This window comes from Nocardia altamirensis NBRC 108246, assembly GCF_001612685.1.
GTDB lineage: Bacteria > Actinomycetota > Actinomycetes > Mycobacteriales > Mycobacteriaceae > Nocardia > Nocardia altamirensis.
In genome coordinates, this window is record NZ_BDAY01000099.1 from 15,707 (window position 1) to 42,402 (window position 26,696).

The following is a 26,696-nucleotide window of genomic DNA, read 5'->3' on the forward strand; positions in this document are numbered from 1 at the left end:
CATTGGTCCTAGACCGAGACCACGGCGTCGTCGGTTACCAAGCGCCGCAGGCTTTCCACAGTCAGCACATTGCTTAGCGGTATCTTCACGCTGGTGTGCCGGTTTCGGTCATGGGTGGGCATAGGTGCCTGGTCGCTCAGCGACAGGTAGTACCCGATGTGGCGCAGCAGCAGTCCGTAGGTGCTCAGATCGGTATAGCGATCGGTTTCGGGAGGGACGTGCACCACAAACAGGTACCTCGGCACGGTGAAGCCGGAGCCTGCGAGGTTGTTGAACTGGGCGTAGTTGAGCCTGCTGTATTTGATCAGTCCGTCGCTTGCCTCGGGGTTGCGTACGGTCTTGACTTGAACGTCGATCCGCGGCGAGAACCCACGTGGTGTCCGACCAGGAAGCTTCAGGCACAGATCTACCGTGTCGAGGTCTACGTCGTCCTGCGACCAGAGCAGCCCCGCTGCCGACGCCAGAACGCGAATATAGTCGGCACCGAACTTTCCCTGGTGATTGTTCTGATCGAGCACCGGAATCCCCCTTGTGCAAGTGTCGACCGGCCCACGATGTGTCACTTGTACTGTAGCCAGGCGGCAGCTGGCAAGCGGCCATTTCGGCCGGTTTGTCCCATTTCTGGAGAAGCGAGAGCCTTTGGCGGAGAACCTCTTTCACTCCAAATGTATGTCCAGTACGTCACATGCCGTCCAGTACGCTGCGGCAGTTCCTCGATCACCCTGATGCCGCTTGGTGCGTTCGGTGGAGAGGGGGAGGCCGGGGGCACGGCTTTGGGACTGGCGCCCCAGGGGAGGGGTCCGGGGGCGAAGCACGCCGGGGCGGGGACGTGGGGGTTGCACCCCCACAAAACAGACGGAGCGAATCCTGCGAGCGCTTTCCGCGAGCGGGATTCGCCCAATGAGAGGGGTGGGCGCAGACGGGTTCGAACCGCCGACCGCTGGTGTGTAAAACCAGAGCTCTACCGCTGAGCTATACGCCCTCGACCTTGTCGGCCGGGTTATGAATCTAGCGCGGCGAGCGCTTTCTCCCAAGCCGCCTGGTCACGGGGCTCTCCGGGGGCGTTCATCTCGGCGAAGCGGATGGTTCCGTCGCGGTCGACGACGAAGGTGCCGCGGTTGGGGTAGCCGGATTTGTCGTTGAAGACTTCGTAGGCTTGGGCGACGGCGCCGTGCGGCCAGAAGTCGGACAGGAGGGGGAAGGTGTAGCCCTGTTCGGCGGCCCAGATCTTGTGGGTGGGGGGTGGGCCGACGGAGATGGCGAGGATTTCGGCGTCGTCGTTCTGGAACTTGGGCAGTTCGTCCCGCACCTTGCACAGCTCGCCCTGGCAGATGCCGGTGAACGCGAGGGGGTAGAAGACGAGCAGGACGTTCTTCTTGCCCCGATAGTCGGACAGGCTGACGTCCTGGTTGTTCTGATCCTTGAGCGTGAAATCCGGCGCGACAGTGCCAACTTCGAGCGGCATCGCAAATCCTCCATCGTGTCGGGTTTCGCCGGGCGGCACAATCACCGCCCGGCGACACCATAGCGAAGTGGGTCAGCGCTGCTTCGAGGGCGCCTTCGGTTGCACCAGGCGGCTGCCCGCCCAGGTTCCCAGGCTGATCGCCGAGGTCTGAGTCAGACCGGCGGTCGGTGCGGATTCAGCGATTTCGCTCGGTTCGACGTGGCCCGGATGTCCGGTCTTGGGCGTGAGGACCCAGACGAAGCCTTCGTCGGCGAGTGGCCCGATCGCATCCATCAGTGCGTCGACCAGATCACCGTCTCCGTCGCGCCACCACAGCAGCACAACGTCGACTACTTCGTCGGAATCTTCGTCGACAATTTCGCTGCCGATCGACTCCTCGACGTCGGCCCGCAAGTCGTCGTCGACGTCCTCGTCCCAGCCCAATTCCTGGACAACCAAGCCGTGTGTAATGCCAAGCTTCTGAGCGTAGTTCTGCGCGTCCGCCGCGGCGACCACGGTGGTGTCCTCCTCAACTCCCGACAATAGGTAGTTGCAAGCGAACATGGTTATGGCCTCCAGCGCAAGCCGATCCGCAGAAATAGGCCCGGAATGTCGCGTGACAATGTCGTGTCACGGACCGTTTCAGCGCTTCGGGCACGCGTCCCGCACGGCGTTGCGCGCGTCGTTGACCCGCTTACTTGCCTCGTTGAGCGGCCCGACAGGCGCGGTGTAGCTCATCTTGCGTGTCTCGTCGGCGAGCGCGCGCGCCGCTGTGACGTAGTCGGTAAATTTTCCGGCAAGATCCGGCGGCAGCGTGTCTCTGCCGAGGTTGAGTCCGGCCTCCACTTTGTTGGCGGCGTCTTCGAGGGTTGACACGGCCGCTTCGCGCTTGGCGGCGTAGTCGGGCGCGTTGGCGTCGTGCGCGTCGACGAACTCGTTGTACTTGGAGACGCCGACTCCCGTGGTTGTCGGGAATTGGGTGCAGTTGTCGGCGACGGATTTCGCCTGCGCCGCCGCGCGCTTGGACGAGGTTGCCGCCACGGAGGAGGCCGCGGCCTCCGTTTTGTAGGCCGCTAGATCAGCGTTGTTGGGATTCGCCGTGCCCTCGACCCGGTTGGCGCAGCCCGCCAGGACCAGGCCGATCGCGACCGCGCCGGTCGCGCACATCAATCCGAACCCGCGGGGGTCCAGCGTTCTCATCGTCCTCCGCTCGCTCCGCTAACTCATGTCTACGCTTCACTGCACGTGGCAGTTTCATGCGCAAGCGCTATAACTTGGATTGGCTGGCCCGGCCAACGCGCAGCCCGACGCTGGAACTATCGCGCGCCGACTCTTGTTGAAAATGCAGCGGCCTCGACTCATGTTGCCCGTCGCACCGTACTGGATTTGCCCCTGACATGATGACCTGGGGCACACCATCCGCGAGGATGGAGGGTGCGCCAGAACCTTTCGTAGAAACGGGTGGTGCGCAAACCCACGCGCGACCACCCGGGGATACCGACGCCATCAGCATGTCCACCCCTGCACGAGGAGCAGATTTGACCGACCTGATCCACTCTTCCGCTCCAGCGCAACCCGCTGGATCCGACACCGCCGCACCTGCCGCCGGCCGCGACCCGAACGGATCGCAGTCTGCTCAGCCGGCCGGGCGCGTTCGGGTAATCCGCGAAGGGGTGGCGTCCTACCTACCGGACATCGACCCGGAGGAAACCAGCGAATGGCTCGAGTCGTTCGATGAAATGCTCGACCGTGAGGGTCCCGGCCGAGCGCGTTACCTCATGCTCCGTCTGTTGGAGCGGGCCGGTGAACGTCGTGTCGCCATCCCCGCGTTGACTTCGACCGATTACGTCAACACCATCCCCACCGAGAACGAGCCGTGGTTCCCCGGCGACGAAGAGGTGGAGCGGCGCTTCCGCGCCTGGATCCGCTGGAACGCCGCGATCATGGTGCATCGCGCCCAGCGCCCCGGCATCGGTGTCGGCGGCCATATTTCGACCTACGCCTCCTCGGCAGCGTTGTACGAGGTCGGCTTCAACCACTTCTTCCGCGGCAAGGATCACTCCGGCGGCGGCGATTCGATCTTCATCCAGGGTCACGCCTCGCCGGGTATCTACGCGCGCGCCTTCCTCGAGGGCAGGCTCGGTACCGACCGGCTCGACGGCTTCCGGCAGGAATACAGCCACGGTGGCCCCGGCCACGGCTTGCCGTCGTACCCGCATCCGCGGCTGATGTCGGACTTCTGGGAGTTCCCGACGGTGTCCATGGGTCTCGGCCCGATGAACGCCATCTACCAGGCGCGGTTCAACCACTACCTGCACGACCGCGGCATCAAGGACACCTCCGATCAGCATGTGTGGGCGTTCCTCGGCGACGGTGAGATGGACGAGCCGGAGTCGCGTGGTCTCGCGCATGTCGCCGCGCTCGAGGGTCTGGACAACCTGACCTTCGTCGTCAACTGCAACCTGCAGCGTCTCGACGGCCCGGTGCGCGGCAACGGCAAGATCATTCAGGAGCTGGAGTCGTTCTTCCGCGGCGCGGGCTGGAATGTCATCAAGGTGATCTGGGGCCGTGAGTGGGACGCGCTGCTCGGCGCCGACCGCGACGGCGCGCTGGTGAACCTGATGAACACCACCGCCGATGGCGACTACCAGACGTACAAGGCCAACGACGGCGCGTACGTCCGCGATCACTTCTTCGGCCGCGACCCGAGGACCAAGGCCCTGGTGCAGGACCTGTCCGATCAGGACATCTGGAACCTCAAGCGCGGCGGTCACGACTACCGCAAGGTGTACGCCGCCTACGCGGCCGCGATGGCGCACAAGGGTCAGCCGACGGTGATCCTGGCCAAGACCATCAAGGGCTACACCCTCGGCAAGCACTTCGAAGGCCGCAACGCCACGCACCAGATGAAGAAGCTGACGCTGCAGGATCTGAAGGACTTCCGTGACCTGCAGCGGATTCCGATCTCCGACGCCGAATTGGAGAAGGACCCGTACCTGCCCCCGTACTACCACCCCGGCATGGAATCGCGGGAGATCCAGTACATGCTGGATCGCCGCAAGGCGCTCGGCGGGTACCTGCCGGAACGCCGCACCACGGCCAAGCCGCTGCAACTTCCCGGCGACGAGGCGTACAAGTCGGTGCGCAAGGGTTCGGGCAAGCAGAACGTCGCGACCACGATGGCGTTGGTCCGGCTGATGAAGGAACTGTTGCGGGACAAGGAGATCGGCAAGCGGATCGTCCCGATCATCCCCGACGAGGCCCGTACCTTCGGTATGGACTCGTGGTTCCCTTCGTTGAAGATCTACAACCGCAACGGCCAGTTGTACACGTCGGTCGACGCCGAGTTGATGCTTGCCTACAAAGAGAGCTCGGTCGGGCAGATCCTGCACGAGGGCATCAACGAGGCGGGGTCGACCGCGTCGTTCACGGCCGCGGGCACCGCGTACTCGACGCACGGCGAGCCGATGATCCCGCTGTACATCTTCTACTCGATGTTCGGCTTCCAGCGCACCGGCGACGGACTCTGGGCTGCTGCTGATCAACTCGCGCGCGGATTCGTGCTCGGAGCGACCGCAGGGCGAACCACGCTGACGGGTGAGGGCCTGCAGCACAACGACGGCCATTCGTTGCTGCTCGCCGCGACCAACCCCGCGGTGGTCACCTACGATCCGGCCTTCGCCTACGAGATCGCGCACATCGTGCGCGACGGCCTGCGCCGGATGTACGGCGGCGGCTCGCCCGACCCGGTGGCGTACTCGGTGCCAGGCACCGATACCCGCAAGGCGGACGGCGGCTTCGGCGGCGAGGACGTTTTCTACTACATCACCCTCTACAACGAGCCGTACCAGCAGCCTGCCGAGCCCGCCGAGCTCGATATCGAGGGCTTGCTCAAGGGCATCTACCTGTACAAGCGCGGGGGCGAGGGCGACGTGCGCGCCCAGATCCTGGTGTCCGGCGTCACCGTGCCGGACGGCCTGCGCGCGCAGGCGCTGCTCGCCGAGGACTGGGGCGTGCAGGCCGATGTCTGGTCGGCGACCTCGTGGGGCGAGCTCCGAAAGGAGGCGCTGCACAAGGAGATCGCCGCGCTGCGTTTCCCGGACGAGGACCACGGCGTTCCGTACATCACCGAGGCGCTGTCGCGGGTCGAAGGCCCCTACATCGCCGCGACGGACTGGATGCGCGCGGTGCCGGATCAGGTACGCAAGTGGGTGCCCGGCGACTTCATCACCCTCGGCACGGACGGCTTCGGCTTCTCCGACACCAGGGCGGCCGCTCGTCGCGTGTTCAACGTGGACGCGCAGTCGATCGTGGTCGCCGCGCTCTCCGGGCTCGCCAAGGCCGGAAAGATCGATGCCAAGAAGGTGATCGAGGCCGCGTCCAAGTACCGCATCGATGACGTCGACGCCGCGCCGAAGAACGCGTCGAGTTCCGATGGGGACGGCGAGTAGCGGACGATTGCATGGTGGAACGTAAACCGCCGCGGCCGCGACGGATCTCCGAGGGCTCGTCCGAGCACGAGGTGTATCTGCCGACGGGCGCGCTCTCCCCGAACCGGCAAACCCGCGACCCACTTCCGGACACGCTGCTCAAACGCGTGAAGCAGTTCTCGGGCCGCCTCTCCACGGAGGCGGTCGGGTCGATGCAGGATCGGTTGCCGTTCTTCGCCGATCTGGATGCCGCGCAGCGCGCCGGTGTCCAGATGCTGGTGCAGACCGCGGTGGTGAACTTCCTGGAATGGCTGCAGGACCCGGATAGCGATATCCGGTTCAGTCTCGATGCCTTCCAAGTGATTCCGCAGGATCTGGCGCGGCGGCTGACGCTGCGCCAGACCGTGGACATGGTCAGGGTGGCCATGGAGTTCTTCGAACAGTGGCTGCCCGCGCTGGCGCGCAATGACCGGCAGCTGGTGGCGCTTACCGAGGCGGTGCTGCGATACGGGCGTGAGCTCGGGTTCGCGGCCGCCTCGGTGTACGCCAGCGCCGCCGAATCGCGCGGCGCCTGGGATACCAGGCTGGAGGCGCTCGTCGTCGACGCCGTCGTCCGCGGCGACACCGGCCCGGACATGCTGTCCAGGGCCGCGACGTTGAACTGGGATGCCACCGCGCCGGCGACCGTGCTGGTCGGCACCCCGCCGGGGGAGCAGGGCGTGTCGTCGGTGGGGTCGGTGCACGCCATCGCGGCCAGGCACGGCAGGGCGGCGCTCGCGGTCGTGCAGGGCACCAGGCTGGTGATGGTGGTGAGCGGGCATCTCGGCGAGTCCTCTTATATATCGCCATTTCTGGCGGACCTGCTCGCCGAGGTCTTCTCCGACGGACCGGTGGTGATCGGCCCGACCACCCGCACGCTGGGCGCCGCGCACGCCAGCGCGGTCGAAGCACTGGCCGGAATGGAGGCCGTTGTGGGCTGGCGGGGCGCGCCACGCCCGGTGCATGCGACCGAATTGCTCCCAGAACGCGCATTGTTGGGAGATCGAGCTGCGGTCGACGCGTTGAACGAGTATCTTGTGCTTCCGTTGGCTGCGGCAGGGTCGTCGCTGGCCGACACTCTTGAGGCCTATCTGGATTGCGGTGGAGCGGTCGAGACGTGCGCGCGTCAGTTGTACGTCCATCCAAATACCGTTCGCTACCGCCTCAAACGGATTGCCGAAATCACGGGTCGAGATCCGATGAACCCGCGGGACGCGTATGTGCTGAGAATCGCCGCTACCGTGGGCCGATTGACACGAACCCGTAACGAACCGTCAACACCTACCCCAGAGGCCACTCATTACGCCCTGGGTCACGAGGGCGTGTAACGGAAATCGTCGGCGGTTCGATCCGGTCGACCCACATGGCCGTTTGTGGGATCCTTACAAAATGCGTAGACAAGCTTCATTCGCGTCGACATCTCGTCCTGCCCGCCTCACAGTGTTTTCTTAGAGACGTGATCGCGTTGTTCGCCCCTGGACAGGGGTCCCAGACACCTGGCATGCTCGCGCCTTGGCTCGAAGTACCCGGCGCGACAGATCGGCTCATCCTCTGGTCCATGGCCTCCGGCCTGGATCTGGTTCGTCTCGGCACCACCGCGACGGCCGAAGAGATCACCGACACTGCCGTAACCCAGCCACTCGTAGTGGCCGCCGCCCTGCTCGCCTACGCGCAAATCCCCGCGGATTCGATTCCGGCCGATAGCATCATCGCCGGACACTCGGTCGGCGAGCTCGCCGCCGCGGCGGTCGCCGGAGTCATCTCCTCGGATGACGCGGTGAAGCTGGCCGCCATCCGCGGTGCGGAGATGGCAAAGGCGTGCGCGCTCGAGCCGACCGGCATGTCCGCGGTGCTCGGTGGCGATGAGGCCACCGTGCTCGCTCGGCTCGCGGAACTCGATCTGATTCCGGCCAACCGCAATGCGGCCGGCCAGATCGTGGCCGCAGGCCGGTTGGACGCGCTGGCGGAACTCGCCGCGAACCCGCCGGAGAAGGCGCGGGTTCGCGCGCTGCCCGTCGCGGGTGCTTTCCACACCGCGTATATGGCCCCGGCACAGGCAGCTGTGACCGAAGCCATAGCGCAGATCGTGCCGAACGACCCGACCAGGACCCTGCTTTCGAACTTCGACGGCAAGCCGGTCACCTCGGGACGCGACGCGGTCGCCAAGCTTGCTGCGCAGGTCACCCGGCCCGTCCGGTGGGATCTGTGCACTCAAACCGTAAGGCAGGCAGAGGTTTCCATGGTGGCAGAGTTGCCGCCGGCGGGCACCCTGGTCGGCATTGCGAAACGGGAGCTGAAGGGCACGCGCACACTTGCCCTGAAGACCCCGGAAGACATCCCCGCGTTGGCCGGGCTCACCATCTCCGGCTAGCTTTCCTCCGCAGCCATGCATCGGTATGCACGGTTGTGACCGAGCGGACGGTAACTTCCGGCCGTCTCGATCCGAAAAATACAAGTACGAGCCCTACAAAGGAAACAAGAAGGGAGCCACGAAGTGGCCGCTCTGACCCAGGAACAAATCGTCGAGGAACTCGGCAAGATCATCGAAGAGGTCACGGGCATCGAGCCCTCTGAGGTGACGATCGAGAAGTCCTTCGTCGATGACCTGGACATCGACTCGCTGTCCATGGTCGAGATCGCGGTTCAGACCGAGGACAAGTACGGCGTGAAGATCCCGGACGAGGATCTGGCCAGCCTGAAGACGGTTGGCGACGCAGTCGCCTACATCCAGAAGCTCGAGGCGGAGAACAGCGAAGCCGCCGCGGAGCTCAAGGCCAAGTTCGACGCCGAGTAGGGCCGACACTGTGACCACTCCTTCCACTTTGAACGGGAATTTCCCCAACGTCGTCGTCACTAGCCTGGCGGCGACCACGTCGATCGCGGGTGACGTCGATGCGACGTGGAAGGGACTCCTCAACGGCGAGAGCGGCATTGACGTTCTCGAGGATTCCTTCGTCGAGGAATACGACCTTCCGGTCCGCATCGGCGGTCACCTGAAGGTTCGGCCCGAGACCCTGCTCACCCGAGTCGAGTGCCGGCGCATGGCCTACGTCGAGCAGCTCGCGACCGTGCTCGGTCGCGAAGTCTGGCGTAACGCGGGCAGCCCGGAAGTCGACCCGGAGCGGCTGGGTGTGGCCATCGGCACCGGTCTTGGTGGCGGCGACGCCCTCATCGACTCGGTGGACAAGCTGAAGAACGGTGGCTATCGCAAGATTTCGCCGTTGGCAGTGCAGATGGTCATGCCGAACGGTCCTTCGGCCGTTGTCGGCCTCGAACTGAAGGCCAGGGCAGGAGTGGTCACTCCGGTCTCGGCATGCTCGTCGGGCTCCGAGGCCATCGCCAACGCATGGCGCATGATCGTCATGGGCGACGCCGACATCGTCGTCACCGGTGGAGTCGAGGGTTACATCGACTCGGTGCCGATCGCGGCGTTCAGCATGATGCGTGCCATGAGCACCCGCAACGACGACCCGAAGGGTGCCTCGCGTCCGTTCGACAAGGACCGCGACGGTTTCGTCTTCGGTGAGGCGGGTGCGCTGATGGTCATCGAGACCGAGGAGCACGCCAAGGCACGTGGAGCCACCATCCACGCCCGCCTGCTCGGTGCCGGCATCACCTCGGACGGCTTCCACCTCGTTGCGCCTGCACCCGACGGTGTCGGTGCGGCACGGGCGATGACCAGGGCGATGCAAACCGCGGGTCTGACCGCCAAGGACATCACCCACGTCAACGCGCACGCGACCGCGACGCCGATCGGTGACACCGCCGAGGCGAACGCGATCACCCTCGCGGTGGGCAAGCACGCCTCGGTGTACGCACCGAAATCCGCACTGGGCCACTCGATCGGCGCTGTCGGCGCCCTCGAGTCCGTGCTCACCGTGCTCAGCATCAGGGACGGCATCGTCCCGCCGACGCTGAACCTGGAGAACCAGGATCCGGCCATCGATCTGGATGTGGTTCACGGCGAGGCTCGCCGCCAGGAAATCGAGTACGCGATCAACAACTCCTTCGGTTTCGGTGGGCACAACGTCGCGCTCGCCTTCGGTCGGGCATAACCGCTCCGACCAAGACTGCTCAACGATCCGGCGGGGTCGGCCACTTGTGGTCCGATCCCGCCGTTTCGATTTACGGCAGCCGCGGTTGCGGCGAACCCATAGCGAGGAGAGAGCGCGATGACAATCATGGCTCCCGCGTCCTATCAAGAGACGGCGACCGATCCGCGTGATCCGCTCGGTCGACTACAGCGATTCTTCGATCCCGGCACGGTTCTTCCCCTGCATCCCCGCGACAAGTCCGGTGTGCTCGCCGCGATCGGTGAGGTCGACGGTGTCCGCACCGTTGCCTACTGCTCCGACGCCACCGTGATGGGTGGCGCGATGGGTGTCGAGGGCTGCAGGCATATCGTCGACGCGATCGACACCGCGATCGACTCCGGCATTCCCGTTGTCGGCATCTGGCATTCGGGTGGCGCTCGCCTTGCCGAGGGTGTCGAGGCGTTGCACGCGGTCGGCCTGGTCTTCGAGGCGATGGTCCGCGCGTCCGGCCTGGTCCCGCAGATCTCCGTGGTTGTCGGCTTCGCCGCCGGTGGCGCCGCCTACGGGCCTGCGCTCACCGACATCGTGATCATGGCCCCCGAGGGCAGGATCTTCGTCACCGGCCCCGACGTCGTGCGCAGCGTGACCGGCGAGCAGGTCGACATGGCCACCCTCGGTGGACCGCAGACGCACGGCAAGAAGTCCGGCGTCACCCACATCGTCGCCGATGACGAGGCCGACGCGATGCATCGCGCGCGGCGCCTGGTGTCGATGTTCGCCGAGCAGGGCGAGTTCGATCTGGTCGCGGCCGCGCACGGCGACGTCGACCTCAAGGCGATGCTGCCGGAATCGGCCAAGCGCGCCTACGACGTGAAGCCGATCATCCACGAGCTGCTCGACAATGTGGACGGCGAGAGCTCGTTCGAGGAGCTGCAGGGCGGCTACGCGCGCAGCATCGTCACCGGCCTCGGTCGGCTCGGTGGACGCACCGTCGGCGTGCTCGCCAACAACCCGATCCGCCTCGGTGGCTGCCTCAACTCCGAAAGTGCCGAGAAGGCAGCGCGTTTCGTGCGGTTGTGCAACTCGTTCGGCATCCCGATCATCGTGGTCACCGACGTGCCCGGGTATTTGCCCGGTGTCAGCCAGGAGTGGGAGGGCGTCGTGCGCCGTGGCGCCAAGCTGCTGCACGCGTTCGCCGAGGCGCGAGTGCCGCGGGTGACGCTGGTGACTCGCAAGATCTATGGTGGCGCTTACATCGCGATGAACGCCCGCTCGCTCGGTGCGACCGCGGTGTACGCCTGGCCGGGGTCCGAGGTCGCGGTGATGGGCGCCAAGGCCGCGGTCGGCATCCTGCACAAGAAGGCACTTGCCGCTGCGCCCGAGGAAGAGCGAGAAGCGCTGCACGAGCGGCTCACCGCCGAGCACGAGCGCATCGCGGGCGGTGTCGAGCGTGCCGTCGCGATCGGCGTGGTCGACGAGGTGATCGACCCGGCGAAGACGCGGAGCATCATCGCCGCCGCGCTGGCGTCCGCCCCCGCGCGGGCCAGCCATTTGAAGAACATCCCGCTCTGAGCTGAGCGGCACAGTAGGCCCCGGGACTTCCCGGGGCCTACTGTCGTTGTGGGGCAAGTGGTTCCGTCGCGCGGCCGCGGCGATATATCTTTTGCGTTTTCGCGCGGCAACACCGGCGACACAGGTGCGATACCGGGGATTCGTACGGTGCGCGGATGACCGCGACGATCGACCCCGCTGCCGCACCGCCGACCGAGGGCGTCCGGACACCACCCTGGTACCGCTCGCTGTTCGTGCAGCTCATGGTCGCGATCGTGGCGGGCATCGTGGTCGGTGCGCTGTGGCCGAGCCTCGGGGCCGATCTGAAGCCACTCGCCGACGGGTTCATCAAGCTGATCAAGATGGTGATCGCACCGATCATCTTCTGCACCGTGGTGCTCGGCATCGCCCATGTCGGGGACATGAAGGCGGTGGGCAGGATCGGCGTGAAGGCGCTGATCTACTTCGAGGTCGTCACCACCTTCGCACTGGTCTTCGGGTTGGTGGTCGGCAATCTGGTGAAACCGGGTGCCGGCTTCGCGATCGACCCGCAGACGCTGGCGACGGGCGCGGCGAAGATCGCACAGAAGACCAACAACGGCGAACTGCCCCATGCCGTCGACTTCTTGCTGAATATCATTCCGGCCTCGGTGGTTTCGGCGTTCGCCGAGAATGCACTGCTGCAGGTGCTGTTCTTCGCGGTGCTGTTCGGGTTGGCGCTGGCCAAGTTCAGGGAGAGCAGGGGAACGGTGGCCGGCGAGGCGGGGCGGGCAGGCCCTGCGCTCATCCTCGATGGCGTCGACTACCTCGGCCAGATCTTCTTCACCCTCATCGGCTGGATCATGCGGCTTGCGCCGCTCGGCGCGTTCGGGGCGATGGCCTACATCGTCGGTCAATACGGGCTTTCCTCGCTCGGCAACTACGGCAAGCTCATCGCCTGCTGTTACGGTGCGGCACTGCTGTTTCTGCTGATCCTCGCGGTGCTGGCGCGGGTGTTCGCCGGGGTCAACCTGTGGAAGTTCGTGCGGTACATCAAGGACGAGCTGTTTCTCGCCCTCGGCACCGCGTCGACGGAGGTGGTGCTGCCGCGCATCATGATCAAGCTGACCGAGGCAGGTTGCTCCAGGGCGACCACCGGACTCGTTGTGCCGACCGGGTATTCGTTCAACCTGGACGGTGCGACGCTGTATCTGTCGATCTGCGTGCTGTTTCTGGCTCAGGCGCTCGGCGTCGACCTGAGCCTCGGTGAGCAGATCACTGCGGTCGGTGTGCTGATGCTCACCTCGAAAGGCATGGCAGGCGTGCCGGGGTCGTCGTTCCTCGCGCTGTCGGCCACCATCGGCGCGATCGGGCACGGCTCGATCCCGGTGGCCGCGGTGGCACTACTGCTCGGCGCCGACCGGATCATGGATTCGATGCGGGTGACGGTGAATCTGCTCGGAAACTGCGTGGCCACCTTTGTCGTCGCTCGCTGGGAAGGTCAGTTGGACGTCGACCGGATGCGCAAGGTCCTCGATGGTGTGGCGATCCCGCCGCTGGACGAGGCCAGTGCTGCCATGGACAAGGTGACCTCGTGAGCAGGCTGTGTCGGTAACATCGATAGGTGCGTTATGAAGAGCTCGCAGACGTGCCGTGCTCGATCACGCGCCCGCTCGTGATCTTCGGCGACCGCTGGACCCTGCTGATCCTGAAGTTCGCGTTCGCGGGCGTGCGCCGCTTCAACGCGTTTCAGACCGCGCTCGGCATCTCCCGCAGCAGGCTGCACGACCGGCTCGATCGACTGATCGAGCACGGGATCCTGGTCAAGCAGAAGGCCGCGGTCGGCGCGCACGAGGAGTACCGGCTCACTCAGAAGGGCCACGACATCTACCCGATCCTGATGGCCATCCGGGAGTGGGGCGATACCTACATGGCGCCGGACGGCCCGCCCGTGCACTACCGGCACGAGGGCTGCACGGGCGAGGCGCACACGAAACTCGAATGTGACGGGTGCGGCAGCGAACTCACCGCACGGGACGTGCTTGCGGCCCCGGGGCCGGGCATGCTCGGTGCGGCGGCGGTACCGGATCAGTCGGTGAACCAGGTCGCCACCTGATCGAGATCCGCGCGCGTGGTGCGGAATCCGTTGACCGGGTGCGCGGTGTCGGGGTAGCCGAAGGAGATTCCGGCGACCACCCGGCGATGCTCGGGAATATCGAAGTAGGAGTGCAGAAACGGCGCGAACGACGCCAGTGCGGCCTGTGCCGCCGCTCCGAGGCCGAGACTCTGTGCGCCGAGGAGGAAATTGCCGATGTAGAGGCCGCAGTCGACGGCGCCGTAGACGCCGAGGTCGGCCTCCGTGGTCACGATCGCCACGTGCGGTGCGTCGAACAGTTCGAAGTTGCGGACCGTTTGGCGCATCGACTGCGCGTAGTCGCCTTTCGCGATGCCGACGCTGTCGTACAGCTGAAAGCCGCACTCGCGCCTGCGTTCCCGGTACACGCCCGCATACTGCGCCGGGAACGCGAAATCCGGCGCGGGCGCGGTGGTTTGGACGTGGGCGAGCAGTTCGGTGCGGAACCGATCGGTGGCCGCGCCCTCGGTGATCACGACCTGCCACGGCTGGGTGTTGCACCAGGAGGCGGAGCGCTGGGCCAGCCGCAGCACCGACTCGATGACGTCCCTCGGCACCTGGTCGGCCCGGAACTGCCGACACGTCCAGCGCTCGTCGAGTATCCGGGCCAGGGTCGTGTACTGCTCGGTGTGTACGTCGGCTGTGGTCATACCGGCTCCCAGCTTGGTTCCATTATGAGACTGAACGCTAGCAGCCGTCGGCGCGATGCGAAACGGTTGTCTTTCGGTCGCCGTCGGGTTGCGCTGCATTGTCGGGAATACTGCGCGCCGACAGGGCAGAATCCGATCCATGGCTTCCGCAGCCCCCGCCGCGCGGGATCGCAAACGGCACGGCAGGCACTACACGCCGCCCGCGCTGGCGCGCTTCCTGGCCGGACGGCTGCTCGCGCAGGTGCCGCGGCCGGATTCCGGGGTGTTGCGGGTGCTCGATCCGGCGTGCGGCGACGGCGAGCTGCTGTTCGCGTTGCGGACCGAAGCGGCGGCGGTGCTGCCCGGAGTGCGGGTCGCGCTGACCGGGTACGACCTGGACGCCACGGCGCTGGCCGTTGCGCGGGCGCGGGACGAAGCGGCGGGGATCGGGGCCGACTGGCATGTCGGCGACTTCCTCACCGTCGCAGCGGAACTCGGGGCGGCGTCGTTCGACGCGGTGATCACCAACCCGCCGTATGTGCGCACTCAGCAGCTGGGCGGGGTGACCGCGCAGCTGCTCAGCAAGCAGTTCGGGTTGCGTGGGCGGATCGACCTGACGCATCCGTTCGTCGCGACGCTGCCTCGATTACTCGCTACCGGCGGGGTGCTCGGATTGTTATGCGCCAACCGCTTTCTCACGACGAAGGCGGGGGCGAATATCCGGCGGCTGTTACTCGCCGAGCTGGTGCCGGTCGAACTGTACGACCTGGGCGACACCAAGTTGTTCGAGGCCGCAGTGCTGCCCGCGATCACCATCGCGCGACGCGGCGGAGGAGTGGACAACTGCCGCTATGTCTCCGCCTATGAGACCGCGGGGGACGAGATCGCCGAGGAGACCGACCTTTTCGCGGCGCTGCTCGGCGAGCACGGTGGCGTGGTCCTGCACAACGGGCGGACATTCGCGATCGAAGTCGGCACGCTGGTGACGAGTACTGCCGGGCGGTCGCTCGAAATCGGGGTCGTGGCGACGGATCTTGCTGGGCAACGGCGCGCGACGAATCGGCGTCGCGCGCGGGAACCGGAAACCGTGTGGCGGATGTCGCATGCCGGGGTCGATCGCTGGCTGGCCGAGATCGGTGCGGCGACCTGGCGGACGTTCGGTGAGGTCGCTCGAATCCGGGTGGGCATCAAGACCACTGCCGATCGGGTGTTCATTTCGGACCGGTGGTGCGATGTCGAGCCCGCGCCGGAACCGGAGTTGCTGCTGGACCTGATCACCCACCACGATCTGGAGCCGTGGCGGATCACCCGGTCGCGCGACGTGCGCGTGCTGTACCCCTACGATCGCACTCAGTCGCAGCGCACGCCGATCGACCTGCACGAATACCCCGGCGCCGCCGAATATCTGCGTGCCAACAAAGACACGCTGGCCGCTAGGAGCTACGTCGGCGCGAGCGGCCGCGAATGGTTCGAGATCTGGGTGCCGCAGCGTCCGCAGCTGTGGCAGGAGCCGAAGCTGGTGTTCCCCGACATCAGTGACCGCCCGCGCTTCGCGCTCGATCGGTCGGGCGCGGTGGTGAACGGCGACTGCTACTGGATCGCGGTGCCCGAGCTGGCCGAGCTGCCCGCCGACGCGGAACGGCTCGCGTATCTGCTGATGGGCGTGGCGAATTCGGCTCTCGGCCTGCGGTTCTACGATGCGGTGTGCGGTAATCGGCTGTACTCGGGCCGACGTCGGTGGATCACCCAGTACGTGTCCCGACTACCGCTGCCCGATCCGGGATCGACGGCGGCGCGCGCGATCATCGAGCTCGCGCGGGAGTTCGTCGACGGCCGGGCGTCGGGGGTGTCGGCTTCGGTCGAATTGGATGAGCGGGTGGCGGCGGCGTTCGGAGTGTGCGGCGGCTAGTAGACCTTGACGTGTACGCCGACCATGGGGAGCAGCGTGCGGCGGGCGAACTCGCGGGCCGAGTCGCGGTCGCTGACCGGGATCAGGCCGTCGGGGGTGAGGGCAAGGGAGAGGGCGAGGCGGGCCATGATCTCGGCGACCAGGTCGGCGTCGAAGTCGTGGGTGACCTCGGTAGCGCGGAGTTCGCGTAACTTCTCGGCCAGGTAGCCGCGGCCGACGGCGACGATCGGGCCCGCGTCGGTCGTCAGCTTCGGCAGGATCAGATCGGGTTCGGTGCGGAGCAGGCGACGAAGCAGCTCGTTGTTCGCGATGGCGGTGATGAAGGCGACGAAGATCTCCACCAGCTGATCCTCGGTGCCGGAGACCGCCTGCACCTGCTTGTCGATCATCGCGACGAAGCGCTGCGCTTCCCGCACACTCACCGCCTCGACCAGCTCGTTCTTCGATTCGAAGCGGCGATACAGGGTGGCGGGGCTGATGCCGGCACGGCGGGCGATCTCGCCCATGCTTGTCCGCTTGATGCCGAAGTCCAAGAAGGCCGAGAGCGCGCTTTCCAGGAGCTTCTCGCCGTCGGCGATGGGCTTGTCCAGGATGCGTTGCAGCATGGATGGGACGGTTGGCATCTAATCTCCAGTCGATTCGCGCGGACGCCGGGCGTACGGGTTGCGTCGCGACGGTGCGGGTGATGGCCCTTCATTATTTCATCGGTGCTGGTCGGCGCGGCCGAGGATCGCCCGATTAGCGCGGCCGCGACCATTCTGCGCGGGGTCGAACGCGGGCACGCGAAGGTGCTCGTCGGACTGGACGCCCTTCTTGTGGAGCTGGTCACAAGAATTGCCGGGTCCTCGCACGAACGGCTGCTGGACATGGTATTTCGTTCCTGACCGTACGGTCGGCGTACGGCTGACCGGTGCGGAATGGATGATTGAAATGTTAACTGGTCGAACACTTCTCACTATTGTGAACGACCGGATGCGATCGGTCGGGTGCGATTGATGGCGAAATGGCTACTGGTCGAATGCTTCTCGGGTATGCCGGGGAAAGTGATCGCATTCGGTGCCGCGCCGAAGTCGTTCGTGCCGCTGAGTAATATTCTGCGCAATCCGGCGTCGCTTGCCGACGCGGAAGCTGCGCTGGCGCAGGCCTGTCGGACGCGAGGGCTGGTGGTGCGCGCTTCGACGGACGGACGGCGCACCGTGCGGGCGGAGCCGGTGCTGATCACGCCGGAACGGGCGCACGCGATTCGGCTGTGGGTCGGGCCGAAGCAGGAACCGTTGCCGCCGCGAGAACCGGTGGGCGCGTGGTATTTCAACCTCACCACCAATCGCTCGGTCCGCAGCGTGGAGCTGCTCGACCTCTACGGCGTCGCCCCCGAGGATCGGGCGGCCGAGCTGGCCATCGCTGGTGCCTTCACCCGATTGGTCACCAACCGGGACGAGAGCGAGGCGCTGGCGAAGATCGTGAATTCGGCCCCTGGCACCGAGCATCAGGCGGTGTGGACCATCCGACGCGACGACAACGCTTTGCGTGCCGGGCATTTCGCCTGCCGGATCAGCGTCGAGGTCGATGCGTCGGGTGCGCGTGCGGTGCTGTTCCGCGGGGTGACACAGGATATCGGTGCGGCCGTAGCGGTGCCGTCGGCGCCACCGCCGGTGATCCTGGAATACCTCTTGTTGGAGGCGGCGACCGCGCCGGGGGAGTACCGTGCGATCGTCAATTTGCGTTCGCTGCAATTGATTCGCTGGATCGGGCCGCCGATGCCGGAGATCGCGTGGGCGGCGCTGCCCGGCGAGCCGCCGCCGCAGATTCATCCGGACGATCTGGTGACCGCGAAGACCATGTCGCGAGAGTTGGCGCGGCAGCGCACCGAAGGGACGGTGCGGCTGCGTCGACTGGATGGTGGTTGGCAGTCGGTGCGCGTGCGGGCCGCGTTGATGGTGCTGGATCAGCACACCACGGCCGGACTGGCCACGGTCACCGCGGCGTCCTGACGCGCGGTGACCGCCTGCCGAGGGTCAGCGGCGGGGTAAATCCAATGCCGCCATTTCCTGCTCGATCGCGTTCGCGGCGAAATCGACGCCGCTGGACCGTAATTCGTGGACTCGTCGCTGTAATGCCTCGATGCCGCCCGGCTGGGCCGCGATGTCGGCCACGCTGATCCGCCCCTTCGGCCGGTGCATACTCGACTGCACGTACGCCACCACCGTGTTACCTCCTGCCTGCACGCTGCTCGCACACCCACCGACCCGAGGTGGGCTCACCACTGCGCTACAAGCCGCACGACTACCGTTTCGGCAGGAGACCCCGAGTCACCGGGCACGCTGGCAAAATGTTATCAGCGATTCCTACTGGACGCTTGATCAGTGTGCGCTGTGTCACACCACCTTGGCAGCCCGGTGATTGGCCGTGTTGTGAAGGTACACAGCCCCATTCAGTCTAATGCCGTCCTGCTCGGCTTCGCTCAACTCGCGCCGGACCTTGCCGGGGACGCCCGCCACGAGCGAGCCGGGCGGAATCTGCGCGCCCTCGGGGATCAGCGCGTTGGCCGCGATGAGCGTGCCCGCCCCGATCACCGCGCCGTTGAGCACGGTGGCCCCCATGCCGATCAGCACATCGTCGCCGATCGTGCAGCCGTGCAGGATCGCGTTGTGCCCCACTGAAACTCCGCTGCCAACGGTGAGCGGGAAGCCGGGATCGGCGTGCAACACGCAGCCGTCCTGGATGTTCGTCCGCGCGCCGACGCTGATCGCCTCCAGATCCGCGCGAATCACCGCGTTGTACCAAACGCTCACCTCGGCCGCGAGCCGCGCCTGCCCGATCACGGTTGCGTTGGGCGCAACCCAGGCAGCGTCATCGATCTCCGGCACGAACTCGCCGATCTGAATCCTCATGGTGGCAACGTAGCGGGTGCCGATCGAATGCGGGGCTCCCGGTCTGTTCTTGTGCGCGCGTGGACTGCCTGGTCGAGCAACCCGCGTGCTCGGCAACCTGCTTCAGCCCACGTGGGCGGCGTCGCGTGGGGCGAACAGGCTGCGGTGGGCGGCGGGGCTGGTGCCGAGGATGCGATGGAAGTGATGGCGCAGGCTGACCGCGGTGCCGAAGCCGGTTTCGGCGGCGATGCGTTCCATCGTGTCGTCGGTGGTTTCCAGAAGCAGTCTGGCGCGGTCCGCCCGCTGGTGCAGCAACCATTGTTGCGGGCTGCTTCCGGTGCGTTCGCGGAAATGGCGGGTGAAGGTGCGTCGCGACATCAGTGCGACGCGCGCCCAGCCGTCGAGATCGATCGGCTCGCCGAGATGTGTTCGCGCCCAGACCATTGCGCGTTCGATCGAATCGTCGTCGGCGGGCTCGGGAACTGCGACCGGGATGTACTGGGCCTGCGAACCGCTGCGATGCGGTGCGGTCACCAATTCTCTTGCCAGTTCGGTGGCGGCCCGGCTGCCGAGATCGCCACGCACCAGGTGCAGGCAGCAGTCGAGGGCGGCGGCGACGCCGGCGGAGGTGACGACGTCGCCGAGATCGGTCCACAGGGTGTCGGCGCGGACCCGAACCGCGGGATAGGCGCGGGCCAGTTTGTCCGCCGATGCCCAGTGCGTGGTGACCTCCCTGCCGTCGGCCAGTCCGCTGGCGGCGACCGCCCACGAGCCGAGGCACAGGCCGACGATCCTGGCGCCTGCGGTGTGCGCCTCGTGCAGGGCGGCGCGCAGCTCCTCCGACATCGTCATGCCGAACTCCCAGCTCGGGATCACCACCGTGTCCGCGCGGACCAGCCGGTCGAGTCCGTGCTGTACCTGGATGTCGAAACCGGCTGGCGTGTGCAGGGTTCCGGGGTGCTCGGCGCACACGTCCACCTGGTAGGGCGCCTTCCCGCCGATGCCGATCCGGCCGAAGACGAGGCTCGGCACGGACAGGTGGAAGGGGCTGTTGCCCTCGAAGGCGAGCACGGCCACGGTGCGCTTGCCGGTCGCGGGTGGGTGAGACTGCATGGCCCGATTTTAGCGATAGGCGGCTCGCGGGCCACTGTTGGGTGGGTCGTCCCGACGACAAGATCAATGTCATGACCGAGACAATCGAACGCACCACCCAGCTCGAAGCCCTGCTCGTCGGCGGACCAACGCTGCGCCTCCGCTACGCGGGCCGCACCTTCCTGACCGATCCCACCTTCGACGAGCCCGGCGTCTACCCGGGCCCGGTCACGCTGCACAAGCTCGTCGGTCCCGCGGTATCCGCGGCCGAGGTCGGCCCGGTGGACATCGTGCTGCTTTCGCACGACGAGCACGACGACAACCTGGACCACAGCGGGCGCGAATTCTTGAAGACGGTGCCGACGGTGCTGTCCACCCCCGGCGCCGCCGAGCGCATCGAAGGTGTTCGGGGGCTGGAGAGTTGGGAGACGGCGACGATCGACGGCATCCGGGTGACGGCAGTGCCCGCGTTGCACGGGCCGGAAGGATGCGAACCGCTCACCGGGTTCGTCACCGGGTTCGTGTTGCAGGCCGACGGGCAGCCCACCGTCTACGTCTCCGGCGACAACGCGTCGGTCGATCTGGTCGGGCAGATCGTCGAGCGGATCGGCCGGATCGACATCGCCGTGCTGTTCGTCGGCGCCGCGAACGTCGACCGCTTCGGCGACATCGACATCACCCTGAACGCGCACACCGCGCTGAAGGCCGCCGAGCTGCTCGGCGACGCGGTGGTCGTGCCGGTGCACGGCGAAGGGTGGGCGCACTTCAGTGAGACCCTCGAGCGGCTGGAGCGGGAGTTCGAATACGGCGGGCGCGCAGGCCAGCTGCGGATTCCGCCACTCGGCAAAACGGTTGCCGTCTAGTCGAGATCGACGGGACGCAGGGGCGGCACCGGTCGACGTGCCGCCACCGTTCCCGTTGATCATGAAACCGCCCGGTAGGTGTGGTGGTGGACTGATCAACATGCGCAGAAAACCTGCGGTCGGCGGGGCGTCTCGTGATCATCATGTGTCACCCGCGCGTCGTTCGTGGCGAGACCATGGTGCGGGGTCCACGATGGCGGTATGAGGATTGGAGTTCCACGAGAGGTCAAGGAACAAGAATTCCGGGTGGCCCTGACACCGGCGGGCGCCGGGGAACTGGCCGCGCACGGACACCAGGTGCTGATCGAGGCGGACGCTGGCCTCGGGTCCGGATTCACGGACGCCGACTACGCCGCCGTCGGCGCGAAGGTGGTCGCCGCGGCCGACCAGGTGTGGGGAGACGCCGAACTGGTGTTGAAGGTGAAAGAGCCGATCGCCGAGGAGTACTCGCTGCTACGGCGCGGGCAGGTGCTGTTCACGTATCTGCATCTCGCCGCGTCCCGCGAATGCACCGACGCCATTCTGCGGTCCGGCATCACCGCGATCGCCTACGAAACCGTGCGCGCGGCAGACGGTTCGCTGCCGCTGCTCGCGCCGATGAGCGAGGTCGCAGGCAAGCTCGGCGCCCAAGTGGGTGCCTACCACCTGATGGCGCCGTTGGGCGGTGCGGGGCTGCTGCTCGGCGGAGTGCCTGGCGTGCAGCCGGTCGAGGTGGTTGTGCTCGGCGGCGGGGTCGCCGGAACCAATGCCGCCACCGTCGCCGCCGGGATGGGTGCGCGAGTTACCGTGCTGGACACCAACTTGCATCGGCTCCGCGAACTGGATGCTCGCTTCGGCAGCCGGATCACCACCGTCGCGTCGAATGCCGCCGAGATCCAACGCGCCGTTCCCGCAGCCGATCTCGTCATCGGCTCGGTGCTGGTTCCCGGTGCGCGGGCGCCGAAACTGGTGTCCGACGAGCTGGTCGCCGGCATGCGGCCCGGGTCGGTGCTCGTCGACATCGCCATCGACCAGGGCGGCTGCTTCGCCGGTTCGCACCCGACCACCCACGCGAATCCCACCTACCGCGTGCACGATTCGCTGTTCTACTGCGTCGCGAACATGCCGGGCGCGGTGCCGCACACGGCCACCGTCGCCCTCACGAACGCCACGTTGCCGTACGTTCGCACGATTGCCGCCGTCGGCTGGCGCGAAGCATGTGCCACCCACCCCGATCTCGCGCAGGGGCTCACTGCCGACGCGGGCAGCCTGCTGTCCTCCGAAGTGGCTGCAGCACACGGATATACGACGCCACACCCAGTAGGCATCGCAGGCTGACCTCGACGCACGCCGCCGAAATTCGCACCCCTTCTGGCGATCCGCACCCACTGCGGACGGCCGTAGACGGTGCGGATCGCCAGAAGGGGTGCGGATGTGGACATGCTGGGCCGCACTCTTGCGCGGAGGCTGGCCGGGCCGGGCGGCTGAGGCGCGCGAGTTGGCCGACTCCGACGCACGCCGCCGAAATTCGCACCCCTTCTAGGGATCCGCACCGTCTCTGGGCCCGCAGTGGTGGCGGATCCCCCGCAGTGGGTGCGGATCCCTAGAAAGGGTGCGAATTTCGGCATGCTGGGGCCGCACTCTTACGCGGAGCTTGGCCGTACGGGGCTTGCCGGGCTGGTTGGGTCGGGCGGCCGAGGTGCCGCGAGTCGGCCGCACATCGTCGGAGGATGTGTGGCCGACTCAGGCGTCGAGCTAGTTGTCGTCGGTGTGGCCTGCGCCGAGGTACCAGTCCGGCTCGCCGGTGGTGGGGAGGTCGTGCAACTTGTCGGGGTTGCGGACGACGGAGATCGCGACGATGCGGCCGTTGTCGATGGTGAAGGAGAAGACGCCGGTGTGGTTGCCGTCGAAGACGACCAGGCCGGGAGCGCCGTTGACGAGCACCGCGCGGCCCCACCCGTTCGCGGCGGACGGCGCGTGGTACCAACCGAGCAGCATCTTCGCGATGAGCTCGGCGCCGTGCACCGGCTGCCGGATCGCGGGAACCTTGCCGCCGCCGTCGGCGGTGAGGCTGACGTTCGCGTCGAGCACGCCGAGCAGCGCACTCAGATCACCGGACCGCCATGCGACCGCGAAAGCGGAGACGACCCTTTCCTGTTCGTCCGGCGAGGCGGGGAAGCGAGGGGTGCCGTCTTCGACGCGCTTGCGGGCGCGGGATGCGAGCTGGCGCACCGCCGCAGGCGTGCGGCCGACCACCTCGGCGACCTCGGGTCCGCTCATCCCGAACACGTCCTGCAGGACGAACGCGGTGCGCTCGGCGGGCGACAGGGATTCCAGCACGACCAGCAGCGCGGTGGTGACCCGTTCGTCCTGGGTGATCCGATCGGCGGGGTCGTCCCAGCTGGTGACCTCCGGCTCCGGCAGCCATTCGCCGACATACTGTTCCCGGCGGGCGCGGGCCGACCCGAGCTGATCGAGCGCCAAGCGGCCGACGACGGTGCTGAGCCAGGCGCGCAGGTTCTCGATCTCGCCCGCGGTGCCCGCCTCGTACTGGCGTTGCAGCCGCAGCCACGCCTCCTGCACGACATCGTCGGCGTCGGTCAAGCTGCCGAGCGTGCTGTAGGCGAGCCTGCGCAGATACGACCGGTGCTCCTCGAACCGCCTGGCCAATTCGGCCTGGTCGAGGGGCTCCTGAGGTGAAGGCTGTTCGGAAGTCACGCTGTTTGCCGTTCGGTCGTTGCGCCCCGGCGGGGCGAGTCCATTGGTACGTCACCTGGTTGACGACGCAGGACTTCAGAGTGTGACACGCCGACCACGCGGCCCCGCCCGATGCCTGTCCTCGGCGAGTTCTTGGTCACGAACCATTCCGGCGCCACATGATCGCCCCCGGAACCGGCGAGAGGTCTCGGTGGTGTCCGGTTTCGAGTTGGGTCGGTTACTCTCGCCGGGTGCAGAAGGGGACTTCCACCGCAGTCGGTGTGCTGCTCGGGTTCGCGCTGGACCGGGCATTCGGTGACCCGCGGCGGTGGCATCCGGTGGCCGGATTCGGTTCGGCGGCAGGCGCGCTCGAATCGGTGACGTATGCGGATCGGCGGGTGGCCGGGGTGGCGCACGAGGTGCTGCTGGTGGGGGCGGCGGTCGGGCTCGGACTCGGGGTTCGGCGGGGTGGTTGGCCCGCGACGGCGCTCGCGACGTGGACGGTGCTCGGCGGACACAGCCTCGCGCGGGTCGGCCGGGACATGGCCGATCGGCTGGAGGCGGGTGATCTCACGGCCGCGCGTGCGCTGCTGCCTTCGCTGTGCGGCCGCGACCCCGAGGTGCTCGATGCGGACGGATTGGCCCGCGCCGCAGTGGAATCCATCGCAGAGAACACCTCGGATGCGACGGTGGCCCCGCTGGTGTGGGGCGGGATCGCCGGTGTGCCAGGCCTGTTGGGCTACCGTGCGATCAACACCCTCGACGCGATGATCGGGTATCGCAATGAGCGGTACCGCAACTTCGGCTGGGCCGCAGCACGTGTCGACGATGTCGCGAATCTCCTCCCTGCTCGACTCGCAGGTCTGCTCACCGTCGCCCTCGCCCCAATGATCGGCGGGCGATCCGCGGCCGCCTTCCGTGCGTGGCGGCGCGATGCGGCAAAACACCCGAGCCCCAACGCCGGTGTGGTCGAGGCTTCTATGGCGGGAGCGCTGGGTGTCACGCTCGGCGGTGTCACCGAGTATCGCCACGGCACGGAGCTGCGTCCCACGCTCGGCGAGGGACCGGCCCCGGCGATCGGCGATCTGCAACGCGCAGTGCGGATGTCAGAAGCTGTGCAACTCGCGTCGGTCGCGGTGGTGGCGCTGTGGTCGCTGACCCGCAATCGCTTTCGGCGGCAAGCCAACTGAGTCGCCACGCGCACGCGTGGTTCGCACACGTCTGCTGACGGACGTCGGGACAGTGCCCGTTCGTGCCGTCGTCTTCGATCCGCCGGGCGGCAATTGCGGAATCGATTCCCGAAGTCGGGGTTCCGGGGCAGGCCGACGAGTGGCGTGCGTTCACCAGCGGAAGCTTCGACCGTGCAACGTCTTCCGGCGGTCACTTCTTCATCGGCGAACATCCCGCCATGCCGGTGTGGTGCCGACCTTTTCACGCACCGGGGCGGTTGTTCGGGGGCGATCCGGGTTGGGGTCGCTGTTCGTCGGCGCGTATACGAGCGTCCCGGGTCAGTCGCGGCCGCGGCCGTAGCGGTCTGCCAGGCGGGCTTCGGTTGTCGGGGCTGCCGGAGCCGGGGTCGGCGTGGTCGCCGATGCGGCGGGTGTGGTTGGGCTGCTTACCTTTTCCTTGCGGCGCTCGCGGATCTCGGCGTACACGAAGTAGCCGAGGCCGAGGGGAGCCATGATGCCGAAGGCCAACCATTGCAGGCCGTAGGAGAGGTAAGGCCCCGCGTCGAGTTGGGGGAGTGGAGTGGGGGTGAAGGCGCCGGGTTGTTTGTCGTCGAGCTGGAGGTAGCCGGGGCGCTCGCCGGTGGGGATCGGGGTGAGCGGCTGTTGCAGGAAGCCTGCCTCCTGGTTGGTGTCGATCGAATACACCTGCCGGTAGCCGTCCTGGACGGACGGATCCTTGCCGGGCGTGACACCTTCGGACATCCTGACGCGCGCCTCGAGCCGCTGCGGTCCGGCGGGCGGTTCCGCGATCTGCGGCGGGCGGGAACCGTCGACCGCTGCCACCAGCCCGCGGTCGATCAGCAGCAGGCGGCCGTCGTCCAGCCGGAACGTGCCGAGCACCGAATAGCCAGGGGCGCCGTCGAGGTGCCGCAGCCGGACCAGCACCGTCGAATCCGGCATGTAGCTACCCGAGGCGGTGACCTTGCGCCATTCGGTGTGGGTGTCGCTCGGGCTGTTGAGCACCGTGGTGACGTCGACCGGGTCGGCGCGCACCGAATCGGCGATCAGCTGGTTGCGGTGCGACGTGGAGTTGTTCTTGCCGAGCTGCCATGGCGCGAGCACCGTGAAACACAGGTAGGCGAAGGCGACGACGAGCACCGCCAGGATCACCCAGCTCGGGCGGAGCAGAAACGTCAGCCGTCGCATCATGCGTGTCCGTCGAGAACCGGGTCGGGCGGCGCGGACTTGGCGGCGAGCGCATCGCGCACCCAGTCGAGCAGGCCGGGCACCGCCGCCTCGATCTGCTCACGGACCAGTTCGAAGTCGGCCATGTCGCCGTAATACGGGTCCGGCACATCGGGACCGTCCGCGTCCTCGTCGAAACTACGCAGCAACCTGCGCCGCTCCGACGGCACACCGCGGCGCGCCAATTCCCGCTCATGCGAGGTGTCCAGGGCGATCACCAGATCGGCATCCCGATGCGGGTCACCGAAGGTGGCCGCGGCATGCCCGGTCGGATACCCGTACTTGACCAGGGTCGCGTTCGTGCGCGAATCAGCCTCGTCGCCGACATGCCAGGAACCGGTGCCCGCACTGCTCACGCGCACCCGATCCGCGAGTCCCGCGCGCACCAGATGCGCAGCGAAGATCTTCTCGGCCATCGGCGAACGACAAATGTTGCCGGTACAGACGAACGACACGTGCAGCTCACCCACGACAGCCATTCTTGCCGGTCGCCGCAAGCGCTGCCACGGAGGGTCCCGCTCGCGACGATCGAGAACGACCCGCCTGCGGGTCGAGGCGCCGACGGCTGCATCCACCCGCAACAAGGCCCCGCGGCCGCGACGAGCCGTGGGCGCGGCCCGCCGCTCCGCCAC

At 67.0% G+C, this 26,696-nt stretch carries 26 protein-coding genes and 1 tRNA gene; 14 read left to right on the forward strand and 13 right to left on the reverse strand.

The genetic code is table 11. The annotated features are described in order from the left end of the window. Positions 1–8: 8 nt before the first annotated feature. The 5 genes from NA11_RS38000 to NA11_RS38020 all read right to left on the reverse strand — a co-directional run bounded on the left by NA11_RS38000 (position 9) and on the right by NA11_RS38020 (position 2,644). A complete protein-coding gene (locus NA11_RS38000; RefSeq protein ID WP_069166937.1) occupies positions 9–518 on the reverse strand; it encodes a DUF4365 domain-containing protein in 510 nt (169 codons plus the stop codon). Positions 519–910: 392 nt separating this feature from the next. Further along, positions 911–982, reverse strand: a tRNA-Val gene (locus NA11_RS38005). A gap of 18 nt (positions 983–1,000) precedes the next feature. Next, entirely contained in the window at positions 1,001–1,465 is a 465-nt protein-coding gene (locus NA11_RS38010) for a peroxiredoxin (RefSeq protein ID WP_069166958.1), read from the reverse strand. A 72-nt stretch (positions 1,466–1,537) separates the two neighbouring features. Beyond that, the gene (locus NA11_RS38015) at positions 1,538–1,960 is read right to left on the reverse strand and encodes a DUF3052 domain-containing protein (protein WP_069166959.1); all 423 of its coding nucleotides are present in this window, start codon (positions 1,958–1,960) and stop codon (positions 1,538–1,540) included. Positions 1,961–2,086: 126 nt separating this feature from the next. Continuing rightward, a complete protein-coding gene (locus tag NA11_RS38020) occupies positions 2,087–2,644 on the reverse strand; it encodes an Rv2240c family protein (protein WP_069166938.1) in 558 nt (185 codons plus the stop codon). A gap of 338 nt (positions 2,645–2,982) precedes the next feature. On the opposite strand from NA11_RS38020, the gene aceE reads away from it, so the two are divergent. The 8 genes from aceE to NA11_RS38060 all read left to right on the forward strand — a co-directional run bounded on the left by aceE (position 2,983) and on the right by NA11_RS38060 (position 13,593). Beyond that, on the forward strand, positions 2,983–5,895 hold the full coding sequence (gene aceE, locus NA11_RS38025; RefSeq protein WP_084655432.1) for a pyruvate dehydrogenase (acetyl-transferring), homodimeric type: 2,913 nt from the start codon (positions 2,983–2,985) through the stop codon (positions 5,893–5,895). An 11-nt stretch (positions 5,896–5,906) separates the two neighbouring features. Then, a complete protein-coding gene (locus tag NA11_RS38030) occupies positions 5,907–7,241 on the forward strand; it encodes a PucR family transcriptional regulator (protein WP_069166940.1) in 1,335 nt (444 codons plus the stop codon). A gap of 128 nt (positions 7,242–7,369) precedes the next feature. After that, the gene (locus tag NA11_RS38035) at positions 7,370–8,284 is read left to right on the forward strand and encodes an ACP S-malonyltransferase (protein ID WP_084655429.1); all 915 of its coding nucleotides are present in this window, start codon (positions 7,370–7,372) and stop codon (positions 8,282–8,284) included. Between the two features lie 123 nt (positions 8,285–8,407). Continuing rightward, the gene (acpM, locus tag NA11_RS38040) at positions 8,408–8,707 is read left to right on the forward strand and encodes a meromycolate extension acyl carrier protein AcpM (RefSeq protein ID WP_069166942.1); all 300 of its coding nucleotides are present in this window, start codon (positions 8,408–8,410) and stop codon (positions 8,705–8,707) included. A gap of 10 nt (positions 8,708–8,717) precedes the next feature. Further along, on the forward strand, positions 8,718–9,968 hold the full coding sequence (locus tag NA11_RS38045) for a KasA/KasB family beta-ketoacyl-ACP synthase (RefSeq protein WP_069166943.1): 1,251 nt from the start codon (positions 8,718–8,720) through the stop codon (positions 9,966–9,968). 117 nt (positions 9,969–10,085) lie between these two features. Beyond that, positions 10,086–11,519, forward strand: a complete 1,434-nt coding sequence (locus tag NA11_RS38050; protein WP_069166944.1) for an acyl-CoA carboxylase subunit beta — start codon at positions 10,086–10,088, stop codon at positions 11,517–11,519. Positions 11,520–11,674: 155 nt separating this feature from the next. Beyond that, positions 11,675–13,075: a C4-dicarboxylate transporter DctA gene (gene dctA, locus NA11_RS38055; protein ID WP_069166945.1), complete on the forward strand. Its 1,401-nt coding sequence runs from the start codon at positions 11,675–11,677 to the stop codon at positions 13,073–13,075. Positions 13,076–13,101: 26 nt separating this feature from the next. Next, positions 13,102–13,593, forward strand: coding sequence for a winged helix-turn-helix transcriptional regulator (locus NA11_RS38060; protein WP_069166946.1), 492 nt, complete (start codon positions 13,102–13,104; stop codon positions 13,591–13,593). Here NA11_RS38060 and NA11_RS38065 read toward each other — a convergent pair. Beyond that, a complete protein-coding gene (locus NA11_RS38065; protein WP_069166947.1) occupies positions 13,566–14,261 on the reverse strand; it encodes a nitroreductase in 696 nt (231 codons plus the stop codon). The genes NA11_RS38060 and NA11_RS38065 overlap by 28 nt on opposite strands. 139 nt (positions 14,262–14,400) lie before the next feature. On the opposite strand from NA11_RS38065, the gene NA11_RS38070 reads away from it, so the two are divergent. After that, complete coding sequence (locus tag NA11_RS38070; protein WP_069166948.1) at positions 14,401–16,149, forward strand: Eco57I restriction-modification methylase domain-containing protein; 1,749 nt, start codon at positions 14,401–14,403, stop codon at positions 16,147–16,149. Here NA11_RS38070 and NA11_RS38075 read toward each other — a convergent pair. Then, positions 16,146–16,772, reverse strand: coding sequence for a TetR/AcrR family transcriptional regulator (locus NA11_RS38075; protein ID WP_069166949.1), 627 nt, complete (start codon positions 16,770–16,772; stop codon positions 16,146–16,148). The two genes, NA11_RS38070 and NA11_RS38075, sit on opposite strands and share 4 nt — an antisense overlap. Positions 16,773–16,856: 84 nt before the next feature. On the opposite strand from NA11_RS38075, the gene NA11_RS46015 reads away from it, so the two are divergent. Then, the gene (locus tag NA11_RS46015; protein WP_167837820.1) at positions 16,857–17,033 is read left to right on the forward strand and encodes a hypothetical protein; all 177 of its coding nucleotides are present in this window, start codon (positions 16,857–16,859) and stop codon (positions 17,031–17,033) included. A gap of 111 nt (positions 17,034–17,144) precedes the next feature. Then, positions 17,145–18,140 (forward strand): GAF domain-containing protein, encoded by a 996-nt coding sequence (locus NA11_RS38080; protein ID WP_069166950.1) that lies wholly within the window; start codon positions 17,145–17,147, stop codon positions 18,138–18,140. A gap of 24 nt (positions 18,141–18,164) precedes the next feature. On the opposite strand, the gene NA11_RS38085 is transcribed toward NA11_RS38080, so the two are convergent. The 3 genes from NA11_RS38085 to NA11_RS38095 form a co-directional block, all read right to left on the reverse strand. After that, positions 18,165–18,374: a hypothetical protein gene (locus tag NA11_RS38085; protein ID WP_245746514.1), complete on the reverse strand. Its 210-nt coding sequence runs from the start codon at positions 18,372–18,374 to the stop codon at positions 18,165–18,167. A gap of 150 nt (positions 18,375–18,524) precedes the next feature. Continuing rightward, a complete protein-coding gene (locus NA11_RS38090) occupies positions 18,525–19,040 on the reverse strand; it encodes a gamma carbonic anhydrase family protein (RefSeq protein WP_069166951.1) in 516 nt (171 codons plus the stop codon). A gap of 102 nt (positions 19,041–19,142) precedes the next feature. After that, a complete protein-coding gene (locus tag NA11_RS38095) occupies positions 19,143–20,132 on the reverse strand; it encodes a GlxA family transcriptional regulator (RefSeq protein WP_069166952.1) in 990 nt (329 codons plus the stop codon). Positions 20,133–20,203: 71 nt separating this feature from the next. On the opposite strand from NA11_RS38095, the gene NA11_RS38100 reads away from it, so the two are divergent. Continuing rightward, positions 20,204–20,974 carry an MBL fold metallo-hydrolase gene (locus NA11_RS38100; RefSeq protein WP_069166961.1) on the forward strand — a complete coding sequence of 257 codons (771 nt, stop codon included), beginning with the start codon at positions 20,204–20,206 and terminating at the stop codon, positions 20,972–20,974. 201 nt (positions 20,975–21,175) lie between these two features. Beyond that, positions 21,176–22,291, forward strand: a complete 1,116-nt coding sequence (gene ald / locus NA11_RS38105) for an alanine dehydrogenase (RefSeq protein WP_069166953.1) — start codon at positions 21,176–21,178, stop codon at positions 22,289–22,291. A gap of 417 nt (positions 22,292–22,708) precedes the next feature. Here ald and sigJ read toward each other — a convergent pair whose 3' ends face one another. Next, positions 22,709–23,671, reverse strand: coding sequence for an RNA polymerase sigma factor SigJ (sigJ, locus tag NA11_RS38110; protein ID WP_069166954.1), 963 nt, complete (start codon positions 23,669–23,671; stop codon positions 22,709–22,711). A gap of 230 nt (positions 23,672–23,901) precedes the next feature. On the opposite strand from sigJ, the gene NA11_RS38115 reads away from it, so the two are divergent. Next, positions 23,902–24,840, forward strand: coding sequence for a cobalamin biosynthesis protein (locus NA11_RS38115; RefSeq protein WP_069166955.1), 939 nt, complete (start codon positions 23,902–23,904; stop codon positions 24,838–24,840). Positions 24,841–25,158: 318 nt separating this feature from the next. On the opposite strand, the gene NA11_RS38120 is transcribed toward NA11_RS38115, so the two are convergent. Next, complete coding sequence (locus NA11_RS38120) at positions 25,159–26,025, reverse strand: SURF1 family cytochrome oxidase biogenesis protein (RefSeq protein ID WP_069166956.1); 867 nt, start codon at positions 26,023–26,025, stop codon at positions 25,159–25,161. Then, entirely contained in the window at positions 26,025–26,543 is a 519-nt protein-coding gene (locus NA11_RS38125) for a low molecular weight protein-tyrosine-phosphatase (RefSeq protein WP_069166957.1), read from the reverse strand. The genes NA11_RS38120 and NA11_RS38125 overlap by 1 nt, the downstream gene beginning before the upstream one ends. Between the last annotated feature and the right edge of the window lie 153 nt (positions 26,544–26,696).

What these genes read in the sequence shown, in the direction of transcription:
- NA11_RS38010 (WP_069166958.1), bottom strand. Translation starts at nt 1,465, where the DNA reads ATGCCGCTCGAAGTTGGCACTGTCGCGCCGGATTTCACGCTCAAGGAT.
- NA11_RS38020 (WP_069166938.1), bottom strand. Translation starts at nt 2,644, where the DNA reads ATGAGAACGCTGGACCCCCGCGGGTTCGGATTGATGTGCGCGACCGGC.
- NA11_RS38030 (WP_069166940.1), top strand. Translation starts at nt 5,907, where the DNA reads ATGGTGGAACGTAAACCGCCGCGGCCGCGACGGATCTCCGAGGGCTCG.
- NA11_RS38050 (WP_069166944.1), top strand. Translation starts at nt 10,086, where the DNA reads ATGACAATCATGGCTCCCGCGTCCTATCAAGAGACGGCGACCGATCCG.
- dctA (WP_069166945.1), top strand. Translation starts at nt 11,675, where the DNA reads ATGACCGCGACGATCGACCCCGCTGCCGCACCGCCGACCGAGGGCGTC.
- NA11_RS38065 (WP_069166947.1), bottom strand. Translation starts at nt 14,261, where the DNA reads ATGACCACAGCCGACGTACACACCGAGCAGTACACGACCCTGGCCCGG.
- NA11_RS38070 (WP_069166948.1), top strand. Translation starts at nt 14,401, where the DNA reads ATGGCTTCCGCAGCCCCCGCCGCGCGGGATCGCAAACGGCACGGCAGG.
- NA11_RS38075 (WP_069166949.1), bottom strand. Translation starts at nt 16,772, where the DNA reads ATGCCAACCGTCCCATCCATGCTGCAACGCATCCTGGACAAGCCCATC.
- NA11_RS38080 (WP_069166950.1), top strand. Translation starts at nt 17,145, where the DNA reads ATGGCGAAATGGCTACTGGTCGAATGCTTCTCGGGTATGCCGGGGAAA.
- NA11_RS38090 (WP_069166951.1), bottom strand. Translation starts at nt 19,040, where the DNA reads ATGAGGATTCAGATCGGCGAGTTCGTGCCGGAGATCGATGACGCTGCC.
- NA11_RS38095 (WP_069166952.1), bottom strand. Translation starts at nt 20,132, where the DNA reads ATGCAGTCTCACCCACCCGCGACCGGCAAGCGCACCGTGGCCGTGCTC.
- NA11_RS38100 (WP_069166961.1), top strand. Translation starts at nt 20,204, where the DNA reads ATGACCGAGACAATCGAACGCACCACCCAGCTCGAAGCCCTGCTCGTC.
- ald (WP_069166953.1), top strand. Translation starts at nt 21,176, where the DNA reads ATGAGGATTGGAGTTCCACGAGAGGTCAAGGAACAAGAATTCCGGGTG.
- NA11_RS38120 (WP_069166956.1), bottom strand. Translation starts at nt 26,025, where the DNA reads ATGCGACGGCTGACGTTTCTGCTCCGCCCGAGCTGGGTGATCCTGGCG.
- NA11_RS38125 (WP_069166957.1), bottom strand. Translation starts at nt 26,543, where the DNA reads ATGGCTGTCGTGGGTGAGCTGCACGTGTCGTTCGTCTGTACCGGCAAC.